The sequence below is a fragment of the Phocaeicola faecicola genome, from assembly GCF_013618865.1.
Lineage (GTDB): Bacteria > Bacteroidota > Bacteroidia > Bacteroidales > Bacteroidaceae > Phocaeicola > Phocaeicola faecicola.
The window spans coordinates 1-11,277 of sequence record NZ_JABSOE010000094.1 but is presented as its reverse complement, the minus strand read 5'-3'; the positions used below and the strand labels follow the sequence as shown (position 1 = coordinate 11,277).

The 11,277-nt window shown below is 41.3% G+C and carries 10 protein-coding genes, 1 tRNA gene and 2 pseudogenes; 2 read left to right on the top strand and 11 right to left on the bottom strand.

All coding sequences use genetic code 11. The features are described from left to right. Window positions 1-125: 125 nt before the first annotated feature. From H3001_RS17715 to H3001_RS17670, 10 genes and pseudogenes are all read right to left on the bottom strand, one after another. Window positions 126-764: pseudogene (locus tag H3001_RS17715) on the bottom strand (restriction endonuclease subunit S); the annotation flags it as partial. A gap of 73 nt (window positions 765-837) precedes the next feature. After that, on the bottom strand, window positions 838-2,385 hold the full coding sequence (gene mobV, locus H3001_RS17710) for a MobV family relaxase (protein ID WP_181215649.1): 1,548 nt from the start codon (window positions 2,383-2,385) through the stop codon (window positions 838-840). A gap of 151 nt (window positions 2,386-2,536) precedes the next feature. After that, window positions 2,537-3,565: a DUF6371 domain-containing protein gene (locus H3001_RS17705; protein ID WP_181215648.1), complete on the bottom strand. Its 1,029-nt coding sequence runs from the start codon at window positions 3,563-3,565 to the stop codon at window positions 2,537-2,539. After that, entirely contained in the window at window positions 3,558-5,057 is a 1,500-nt protein-coding gene (locus H3001_RS17700; RefSeq protein ID WP_118166017.1) for a DUF3987 domain-containing protein, read from the bottom strand. The genes H3001_RS17705 and H3001_RS17700 overlap by 8 nt, the downstream gene beginning before the upstream one ends. Continuing rightward, entirely contained in the window at window positions 5,050-5,379 is a 330-nt protein-coding gene (locus H3001_RS17695; protein WP_181215647.1) for a helix-turn-helix domain-containing protein, read from the bottom strand. The genes H3001_RS17700 and H3001_RS17695 overlap by 8 nt, the downstream gene beginning before the upstream one ends. Before the next feature lie 341 nt (window positions 5,380-5,720). Then, window positions 5,721-6,392: a hypothetical protein gene (locus tag H3001_RS17690; protein ID WP_181215646.1), complete on the bottom strand. Its 672-nt coding sequence runs from the start codon at window positions 6,390-6,392 to the stop codon at window positions 5,721-5,723. Between the two features lie 53 nt (window positions 6,393-6,445). Further along, the gene (locus tag H3001_RS17685) at window positions 6,446-7,807 is read right to left on the bottom strand and encodes a tyrosine-type recombinase/integrase (RefSeq protein WP_181215645.1); all 1,362 of its coding nucleotides are present in this window, start codon (window positions 7,805-7,807) and stop codon (window positions 6,446-6,448) included. A 229-nt stretch (window positions 7,808-8,036) separates the two neighbouring features. Continuing rightward, window positions 8,037-8,258: a DUF2795 domain-containing protein gene (locus H3001_RS17680; protein WP_106040888.1), complete on the bottom strand. Its 222-nt coding sequence runs from the start codon at window positions 8,256-8,258 to the stop codon at window positions 8,037-8,039. Window positions 8,259-8,319: 61 nt separating this feature from the next. Further along, window positions 8,320-8,889 carry a cob(I)yrinic acid a,c-diamide adenosyltransferase gene (locus tag H3001_RS17675; RefSeq protein ID WP_181215644.1) on the bottom strand — a complete coding sequence of 190 codons (570 nt, stop codon included), beginning with the start codon at window positions 8,887-8,889 and terminating at the stop codon, window positions 8,320-8,322. A 28-nt stretch (window positions 8,890-8,917) separates the two neighbouring features. Continuing rightward, entirely contained in the window at window positions 8,918-9,598 is a 681-nt protein-coding gene (locus H3001_RS17670; protein WP_181215643.1) for a hypothetical protein, read from the bottom strand. A gap of 180 nt (window positions 9,599-9,778) precedes the next feature. Here H3001_RS17670 and H3001_RS17665 point away from each other — a divergent pair. Then, window positions 9,779-9,862, top strand: a tRNA-Leu gene (locus H3001_RS17665). A gap of 175 nt (window positions 9,863-10,037) precedes the next feature. After that, on the top strand, window positions 10,038-10,847 hold the full coding sequence (locus tag H3001_RS17660) for a Fic family protein (protein ID WP_181215642.1): 810 nt from the start codon (window positions 10,038-10,040) through the stop codon (window positions 10,845-10,847). Between the two features lie 25 nt (window positions 10,848-10,872). Here the strand turns inward: H3001_RS17660 and H3001_RS19725 are convergent. Continuing rightward, a pseudogene (locus H3001_RS19725) lies at window positions 10,873-11,154 on the bottom strand (topoisomerase DNA-binding C4 zinc finger domain-containing protein); the annotation flags it as partial. Between the last annotated feature and the right edge of the window lie 123 nt (window positions 11,155-11,277).

Below are 11,277 nucleotides of genomic sequence, written 5' to 3'. Positions count from 1 at the left end.
GATTACGAAAACCTTCTTCCCATGACAATATGCAAATAATAATCGTTAAATTTGTGGACTCTTTTTTAGACGGGTGCCTGCTGGCGCCCGTCTAAAAGGGGACACCCTAAAATTGGAAACTTACCTTCGTTCGGATCTTGCGGTACCAATTTACCATGAATGGCCAGGTCTAATATCTTACTTTTGGCTTGCTTGATAATTACCTGCAATTTCTCTTTACTATTTTTTATAGTATCAATCAAAGAAATCCATTTATCTATCTCTATAATAATTCTTTCTTGTTCTTTTAATGGAGGAACAGGTATCATTAATTGAGAGAGCTTTTGGGCATTGATATTGGACTGGTTAACTGCATCCGTTTTTACATTATAGCACCAATTGCGATAATAGCTGCTATTCATTACATAATTAAGATAGTCAGAAGAAATCAATATTGGTCTAACACGAATAAGATAGCCTGCATATATAGCAGGTCTTTCTTCTTTATAGACTGCTGTTTTTCCTACCCATTCGCTACTATTTGTTCGATTAAAAAGTAAATCGTTTTTTTTAAGAGAATATTGTTTAATATCTTCATCATTTGAAGAGTATACTAAACCAGAATAATCAATTGTACCCCAATTAGTAATATTCCCCATTCGTAGAACTGCTATTTTACCTACGCTTGAAGACTTCTCAGAGGTCCCATACTTTAATTCACATACAAGGTCTTCTAACTTACACCATTTCCACCCATTCGGCCATAAGTAGGGATAATGGGGTGTATGTAATGTAAGTTTTGTTCATTTTTGAAACATGGTGTACAATAAGTATTAGATACAGTACACCATGATTAAATTATCTTCTTCGATAACTATATTTACTTCTAATTGACATAATCAATGAGGCTTTTATACATCGTCGTTTATATGTGTCTTCCTCCTCATCCGGCCTTCTTCCGTCCCAGCGAAGGTCTGAATCGGAGTTACCACCGCCTCCGCCGGATGAAACAGTGATAGGCTGTCCGCCAATCAAAGCATCAGCGATAGAGAAGATTCGTTCCCGCACATAAGGCTCAGCCAGCTGGTCAAGAAATGTCTGCATCTGTTCGGTCTGATTATCGTTGAGAGCCGTCAGTCGTGCATACTCCTGTTGCAGCCATTTAAGCTCCCGATAGTCCAGCAACGCATTATTCTGCACCGCCTGTATTTGCTGTTCGGCATCCTTCCGATACAGTTCTTCAATCTGACGGACAATCTTCACGAATCGGCTGGCGATAGACCTGTTCTGTTCCTCAATCCATTTGTCAACACCGAATATCGGAGGTTTACCAGTGATTCGTGGCGGCTCAAAATCTATCTTGTGATTGCGGAAAGGTTGAGCCACTCTACCGACACGGTCTATATTCTTTGTCATCTGCTCCAGTTCCTGCTCCTTTTCTTGAAGCTTACATGACTTGTCTTCAAGTTTTGACTGGCATTCGGAAATCTGTTTTTGTATCCTAGTCTTTTGAATTTCATATTCCTGAAGAGCGATTTTGCCGGAAGCCAGAGACTTCTCAATTTCTTCAAGTTGTGATTGAGAACTGGATATCTGCGACTCCAACTTTCTCATCATTGTCTGCAATCCCTTAACAGCCTTCTCCGCTTGTTTTGCCTCTTTTGTCAACTTTCGGATATAATCACGTTTATTCAAATGCATTACATTACGACCTTCAATACTATCACCACGTTCCAGACCGTATTTACTTCCAACCTCTTCATACAAAGAAGTATGCATATCCTTTAATATTTTTCCATATTCATACCTGTCTTTCCCAAATTTAGCAGACCACATGACACATTCGCGTCCACTTTTTGGGCGTATACCCACTGGCACAATCAAAGCATGAATATGAGGTGAAGTTTCATCCAGATGAACCTGAAATCCGATAATATTCTCCCTACCATAGCGACGAGAACACCAATCATAAACGTCCTTTGCCCAAAGCTCAACTTCTTCACATCTACGTAAATGACTATTGTCGGCATTCTTTTCCAGGTTCACAATCTGGCTGCCGAAAGCCATCTGAAGTGTACGATCATGGTTACCGCCAAATAAGAATCGAGCACAACAATTCGGCTGAATCTTACTGTCAGGCTTAAATGGCTTCCATCCAAGTTCAGAAAGTCTTTCCTGTAATCTGACATCAAGAGACTTCGGATGATATCCCAACGGATATATTTTTCCATCAGGACCTATTTCAAAATTCAACTTCATTCTAGTCTTGTCATAATGGTTAGTAGGATCCTCATTTTTCCTATCTATTTTTGTTTCATTCCAACGTCTTTCGTTTTCATTAGCCTCGGCTGCATTCAATGATTTCGCAGCTTCAACATGCATGGCCTGTTTTATATCTGTATTCATAAATGTCTTTCCAATATGTGTTTATTCATTATTGGAGCTTGCTCCTTAACCAGTCTGTAATGCCAGACAATGCCCAGACTTTATTGCCTGTAGGCAAAAAGTCCTTATTGTGTTATGGACTTTCTATAAATCCATGGAACAAGTTCCTTTACTATTCAATAAGTTCCAGATCAAATTCATCAATGAGCAACTGCAATGCTGGATTACGCTGTATCATCTGACGAAGTATCTGTCTCTTTGATGGTGAATACAAAAAGAAGTCTGCAATATCCAATCCTTGGCTGCGTTGCTCTTCATCTGATGTATATTCCAAGACATTGGACACAACAACCCGTTTGCATATACCTGATAACAAAGCAGACTTTTCTTTCCATTGTTCAGTTGCTCCTAAATCAGGGATGAGAGTAACTTCCCTGCCTTTAAGAACCTGCATAGCTTCACTGTTGAAACAACCGTTCTTTCCACCTGTTGCCAGCCATATATAATCGGGGATAAAATGGCTCATTACAACAGCGGTCTTTTCACTTTCTACCAGCATTACTGGAGACGATGTTTTTTTTAGAAGGTGTTCTCCATACAAACACTGCTTCAAATGGAAATCCTGCAACTTTAACTCGGAATGTGCCCAGCTGACAAAAGCCTGAGGCTCTTTAACCCGATGGCCTGTCTCGGCATTATAGCACATTACCTTTCCTGTTCTTACTTGTCCATTTATATCTATCTGCCAGAAGACTGTTGAACCTCCCCATTTTGCAGATGTTCCTATACGATACATGTCAAATAACCTGTTTGTTTCACTTTCACCAAATACGCGACAGAAATATTGATACAAAGGGTTTATTGAATAATGTGACTGACTCCTTAATACATAAGATGAAGGAATATACGAAGGGGTAATACAAACGGATGTTTTATCTACAGACTTATAAGAGGCTGAAAGCAGTGACTTACCATTATCCACATTCATTTCCAATTTATCAGGATTATCTTTGAAATATTCCTTTGGCGTATAGTGATAGCCACAACTGTTCTCATGATCACACTTACCGACATTGTTTGGAAAGATAATGCTGCCCAATTCATCAATATACTTGACAAAACATCGGCTTTTACCACAACTCGGACAAGTAGTCTTGGTTCCGAGTTTGTATTTCTGTAAATGAAATCTGTATTCACCCATGGTTCTCTGATTTAAGTGTTGTTGCACTCTGCACTTTTGCACTTTGAGAAGATTGCACGGTATCTTGACAAGATGAAAGTGCAATAGTGCAAGGTGCATCAGTATTTTCTGTCATAAGTTTGCGATAGACTCCATGCTGAAGCTTTTCTATAAGAGGGTGCTTAAGCCGGCATAATTGGTCAAGCGCATAATAGACGGTACGTCGAGACATATCAACTTTTCTACCGGCAATAACAGCATCCCCGGAAGTGAACCGATCTTCCAACAGAGAAAGCCACGCTTCCTTCGTTTCACCAATACTGTTTGCGACAATGGTTTCCTGAATCCTCCGGTATGTTTCCTCGTAATAATCAATCATACGGATTGCTGATTCCACGGAGTCCTGTTCGACATATTGCATATCGCCACTATCAGCAGCCCATTTCATTACCTGGAACAATAGGGAAAGACGTGCTACATGCCCGTTGAGTTTCATCTTGCGGCTTTCAACATCGGCATCGTCCTCAATGGCATTTACTGCATCAATTATTCCATTATACCATTCATAAAAGCATTCTTCCGCATCATTAGACATTGTAAGAATCCGTGGATTTACCGTTGTTCCTTTGTCATCAAGAATACAAGGGATACTGAGAACTCTGTTGATTATTGTTCTCCATTGATTCATGATGTCAGGACGGAGTGTATTTCTTTCTTCCCGTCTCCATCCGGATATCTTCCGGTTTTTAGGATAGACAAACAGAAAGCGATCAAGCAATCCGTTGGCAAGAAATTCTGTACGGAAGACTTCCTGCAGCATATTTGTCTGTACTGAACCGATGACATTTATACATGGATTCTTGATTAGAACAGGACGTGATTCTGACTTGCGGATAATCTTTAACGGCTGTCCGCTATAAGCTGTCAGCAAATCTTCAATGAGGTTGTTCTTGCTATTATACCTTTTGACGGAATTGAACAAAGCCAGAATTTCATCAACTACCAATGTTATTCCGCGCTGATTATGCTGATGAATATTCATCATCGCCTCAGGAGTAGAATCATAAATGACAGTAGTTATAAAATTAGGCTTTTTGAGCAACCGCTCTTCCCCGTCGGTACCGTGTTTACCTGCTGACATGGCTCTCTCATATTCATCGTATTCTTCGTTATATTTCTCATGCAGCCGGTCATCATACTCATTTATCGGCTTATAAATAAAACCGAGGGGAGGAGTCTTTCCAAGTCCGGGACGACCTACCAACATCATATAAAGGGAAGGGCAAGTCTTCCACTCTCCCTTTATACGGATATGACAAGAATTACCTATTGCAGTAGCAACGGCGGACAGAATAATAGACGCAGTATATTCCACATTAAAATTTTCGTATCTGGCAAGGTTGAGGATAATCTCCTGTATTTTGTCCGGAAAGGCATCCAATGGAAGACCTGTTTCCGGAATACTTTCCACTTCCAAACGAAGCATGTTGGTCAAATGAAGAGTATCAAACATAGCTACCTCCTTCCTGTTTAGGAAGTTCATCGCCAACAGCAAAAGCTTCATAATGGAATCGGCGTAGAAAACGGTCAACGTCTTCCTGCGTGTACCAGTATTTATCACCTTCACGCGAGTAGCCGAGATAACCGTTGTCACGCAACTTCTTCAGATACTTCTCTTTAATGTTCAACATCTCCATCAAAGACTTATTATCATAAAGACGATATCCACCTTCATGAGCCGGAGGCGGCAGTTTCTCTTGTCTCTCCACTACGCTGAGAATCTTTTCAAGCAATTCCCGGTCGCATAGCTTCTCTACATTCGTTTCTTTAGCCATACTTAAAAACAATTATGGCCGATTGCCCTGATGCACACTCAGACCTTCAGCCTGGTTATACGATATGGTACGATTGTGCACATCGCACCAGAATCACGGCACGAATGTATGAAATAGCTGAGGACTAATAAGTTACAATAAATTATCCAATGTTAGGACAGGTGTTATGGAAAGTTATGATTCTGCCACAACTTTACAAGTAACCTATTGATTACCAGCAATAAAAAAAGAGAAAAATAAAATTGAAAAAATCGAAGATTGCCAGATGATGCAAAACAAAATGCATAACAAGCCAGAAACTAAGACTTGCCAAGAACGAAGATAATACTCTTAGTTTTTTGTCACTTATGAAAAAACTTGTCGATTTCTCCGGCATTGTTAGGGACGGGCATATCCCTCCTGTTCTGCCGGGACTGTCCGATACCGGTTTGTTCAAATAGTGCGTTAAGTTCGACATCGGGGAAGAGTCCGTTGCCGAACTCCCAAAAAGTCTTCTGTTCGTATTTGGAATATTCAGGATAATCGCCGCAATATATTCGACCACACATATAGGCAAGAAGAGCCTTTGTCCCTTTCCAGCTATAATGGGACCCGACCTCTTCAATATATCCGGCTTCTATTGCTTTCGCAAAGATTGTACGGGCAAGTGAAGTATCAAGCCTTCCCGACAATACAACCCCTTTGGGGGAATCCGGACATTCAGAATGATTATCTATGGGTTGAACGGTTTGCTGGTTCTTTTCCCTAAGTTTGATACGCAGTTTTTCTGCTCCGTATGCAAATAACCCCGATAAGACAAGGGCGGTGAAGATGCCTGTTATTACTACAGGATCAGGACGATTGTCCTTTACCGGATCAATTATCCCAAGACCTATAAGGAGCAAAGTCCCTATAAAAAAGACTATTGCAGCAGACCACATGATTATTCTATGGTACCGTTTGAATAGGGTAGAAAGCACCAATACCAGAACAAATGCACACACCAGCAATAGGAATATCTGCGTAATAGTCATCTCAAATCAATTTAGGTGTAAAATTAATGAATGTTTCCAATAGCCATCTACATTCATCTGACAATTTCCAGAGAAGCAAAATCCTCTTTCAGACGTGCCACTTCCGCAGACAGCGTTTCGGGCAGGAATTTGGCATAGACCTTTTCGGTGACATCAGTACTTCCATGACCGAGCAAACGACTGACAACCGACATGGAAAGTCCTTTGTTTAGTGCAAAGACCGCAAACGAATGCCGGGCCGCGTGCATCGAGAGACTGAACGGAAGGCCGATCTGTTCACCGACAACGGCCAGCGACTGATTGATGCATTTCGTGGCATTGTTGCGGGCCTTGTAAAGCGCCTCCGCATCGTCGAGATCCAGATCATCCTTTACTAAGTTGAAGACATACCGGCATCCGGTACGCTTCTCCTGCCAACGGTGCAGAATATTCAAGGCAGGTTCGGTAAGGGGAATCACATGACGTTTGTTTGTCTTGATCATGATCTTCCGCAACTCCTTCCGGGCAAAATCGATATGCTTCCATTGCAGGGTCATCACATCTACCACACGGAGTCCGCAGGCATGGAAGGCAAAGAAAAACATCTCCAGAAACTCCTTGCGGCGTGGTTCGGTGCAGGCATGGTAATATTCCAGTAACGCGGACATCTGTTCTTTTGAAAGATACTTGCCGTCAAACTCATTGTCTTCGTCCGCAAGAGATATCTTAGAGGCGATACGCATATCCTGAATCCTCGCATTGACGGCATGGTCTATCATCTTCATTTCTGAAGCATAGGCACACGCCTTCAAAATCGGAGTCAAAGCATGGTTGATCGTTGCATCGCTGTTCTGTTTTATCTCGCGGCGCCACCTGATGTATTCGTCAATTAGTTCAACCGATATTTCACCTAAATAGATACTGTCCGGCTTATAGGTACCGTTCTTTGTTGCACGAAGAAAGATACGGAAGATATTCATGCCGCTCTTGCCGTTCTCATAGCGGCTGCGACCGATCCTGCTCCGGGAATAGTCAGATTCGAGCCTTTCCAAAACAAACTCGATAAAATCCTTCCCTTTGTCCTCCCGTGTGAGCGGTTTGTCGGCCAGAAAGTCGGCGATCACCTGTGCCGTAATCTGATTGGGATGCTTCTCCTGATATTCGGCCAGCAGTCCGTCGATCTTGTCCGCACGGGCAAGCAGCAGGCTGTTGATCCGGTTGGCCTCAGGACCATAACTCGCCCTCACACCTCCGCGTCCCTTGTTGGCTTTCTCGTTCCAGTCTCCCAACCGGACAAAGATATTCATGCCCTTGCGTATCATCTGCCGGTTCCAGGTGTATTCAAGCTGGACAAGATACTGTTTGGCAGGATCGATCTCACCCCTGACATGCAGGCGGTAGCGTCCCAATGGATATAGTCGTTTAGGTCTTCCCATAATGGAGGATATTTGAATTGGAAATACAGCTTGCGGCAATACTCACAAACCTCTGTAAAGGTAATGAATTTTGTCCAAACAAATCCCGATTTTTCCTCCGAAAAACGTATTTTATCCAAATAAACCACGCCATTTAAGGCGGTCAGACGCTGTTGTCCAAACAAATTAAATCCCCGCTAATCTATCTGATTAACAGGGATTTAACGATTATTCCGCGCTTAAAAACGCATTAATATTCCTCCTCGTTGAAGAAGAAATCTTCTTTGCTGGGATAATCAGGCCAAATATCTTCAATGCTTTCATATATTTCACCTTCATCTTCCATTTCCTGTAAATTCTCAATCACTTCCAATGGAGAACCTGAGCGCATAGCGTAGTCAATTAACTCATCTTTTGTTGCTGGCCATGGTGCATCTTCCAATTTTGAGGCCAATTCTAATGTCCAATACATAGTATTTTAATTTTATAAAGTTTGACTTTATTATTGAGGCACAAAAGTATAATAAATTCTTTCATTTACAACTTTTGCTCCAATAAATTTCTTCTTGTTTGTCTATTTGATTTAACTTCCTGGATAAAATGAATAAATAGTCTGACAAACGGTTGATAAAACGCTTGACATTAATGTCAATTTCACTGTCCAGTTGTTCTTCCAGGTTCAATATCCGTCTTTCGGTACGGCGGCAAACCGTGCGGCAGATATGACAGAAAGAGGCAGCAGAGCTTCCGCCCGGTAGGATAAATGCCGTTAGCGGAGGCAAGGAGGCATCCAGTTCATCTATCTGGGTTTCCAGGCTTTTGATGACCTCTTCTGATATACAGCCGGGGTAGTCTGCAGGCTGCTGGGTGGATTCGGTAGCCAGATAAGCTCCAATGTCAAAAAGAAAATGCTGGATCCGGTATAAATAAGTTTTGACAGCTTCCTCTTGAATTAAAGAGATCAGCATGCCTAGATCAGCGTTCAGTTCGTCGACAGTTCCATAAGCTTCCAGGCGGGCATGTGTCTTAGGAACACGTTTGCCTCCTACCAAAGCAGTAGTGCCTTTGTCGCCGGTACGGGTATAAATCAGACTTTTTTTCATGGTATGTAACGTTAGCTTGTTTGAAGGTTTATAGGAAATTGACAATTCGGTGCTCTTTCACCCGTTTCCGGTCGAAAAAGACCAGTCCGATGTCATAAAAATCAAATGTCACGCCTACACGCGGATCGGATATGACCTTCTTCCACCACTCTTTTTTTTCTTTGTTTTGATGTGGATTACCTATAATCAGGCAGGTATGCTGATTCGTGTAGGGTAAGATGGCTTCAAAAACTTCCTGATAATGCTTAATGTTTCCCAGGTGAATGAGCTCCGGATTATCTTTTCTTATGCCAGCTTCCCGTAGAAAGGCATCAATCCCTCCTTTTTGGATAGAAATATTTTCTTGTTCTCTCAGAAGGGCTGTAACGCAAGGATGCATCATCCCCTCTTCGCAGGTGTATACCGGGACCTGTCTGGCTTTAGCCATATATAAGGTTGTCAGTCCACTTGCAGTTCCAAACTCCCAGATACAAAGTGGAGAGAGATAGTTGGTCAGCCGGAAGATGAATTTGTCAACCTTTTCGCGATAATGGGGAAAGGACTCCATGGCTCTTCTACGGGCATGCAACGGCTTGTATGCATAAAACGGAAGTTTTTCGTATGCCACAAATGTAATCAGATAAAAATCGGAAGGGGAGTGAACCCCATATCCACAGCGGTGTCTGAATCTGCAACACCAGTTCCACCCACGCAATAAAAGATTAATCATAGAGTATATGGTTTAAATCTGAACAAAGATATAAATTTTTAAAGATATACGTAGCTTCCTCCAGGAAAATGCTGGATTTGTACCTTGACTCAATGATGAATAGATTTTTTTGAAAAAACGATACGAAAATTTGCGTATTTCAAAATAAAGCAATACCTTTGCATCGCATTTGAGAAAAATGCCCAGATGGCGGAATCGGTAGACGCGCTGGTCTCAAACACCAGTGGAGTAACATCCATCCCGGTTCGACCCCGGGTCTGGGTACAAGAAAGAAAGCTAAGTATTTGATAATCCAATACTTGGCTTTTTCTTTTGCTTGAATTTTCCCCACATTTTCCCCACACGTGCAAAAAATATAGCAGTAAGTCATTATTTCTTTTGGTTGAACGTAGTAAATAAGTTACCTTTGAAAAGAAATAAAGCCTATTAAATAAAAGTAATGGAACAAGGTGTTTGGCAAGATATAGAACTGTTGTACCAGAAGTTTCAAAAACTTGGTATCAGTGAAGCGGTGGACTATGATAAGTACTACCTTTATTCTCTCATTACCCATTCCACAGCCATAGAAGGCTCAACGTTGACCGAACTTGATACGCAGCTTCTCTTTGACGAGGGAGTAACAGCGAAAGGGAAACCGCTTGTGCATCATCTGATGAATGAAGATTTGAAGCAAGCGTATGAACTTGCCAAAACTGAATCAGGCAGTCTTGTACCTATAACTCCTGCTTTTCTGAAAAGGTTGAATGCAATGTTGATGCGTACTACTGGCAGCGTTCACAGTGTGTTGGGCGGCTCTTTTGATTCTTCTAAAGGAAAGTTCCGTCTATGTGGTGTTACGGCTGGTGTTGGTGGACATTCTTATATGAACTATTTGAAAGTTCCTGCTAAGGTGGATGAACTTTGTGCGATTCTTCAAGAGAAGCAAAAAAAAATGGGAACACTTCGAGAACAATACGAATTGAGCTTTAATGCCCACCTTAATTTAGTAACTATTCATCCGTGGGTGGATGGCAACGGAAGAACGGCTCGATTACTGATGAACTACATCCAATTTTGCTATCACCTTTTTCCGACCAAAATATTTAAAGAAGATAGAGAAGAATATATTCTTTCCCTGCGCCAATGTCAGAATGAAGAAACTAATCAGCCGTTTTTGGACTTTATGGCAAGGCAGTTGAAGAAATCACTTTCTATAGAAATTGAACGATTCAATGTATCACGAAAGAAAGGGTTTAGTTTTATGTTCTGATACTATATAAAACAAGGATTGCTATTTATGAGTTTATGGTAAACTTGCATGTGGGAAAGTTTGAACATCCATAGAAAGTGCCGTACTTGCCTTTCCTCAAAATGAGATGTCCTCCGCATTGAGGACAAACACCTTGATTTATTAGGCGTGAACTTCTGTATTGCCGAGCCTTTGCGTTATGCTTATGCTGTTTTAGTTTCTCTTTATCAGCGATTATGCGATTCTGGTTAATTGTCTGTATTATCCAATTTATGGTCTCCTGATTAAGAACAGCAGTTCTGTATTGTAATATAGCACGTTTTAGATTCACTAGTGTCTCTTAATAATTGTAAAAAGACTCGTTAATTATTTGATTTACAATATTTGTTTTCAAAAAATGCTTGTCGCATATTTGAATCAGTTACCTTAGGGGCTGGGCCAAATTGCGATA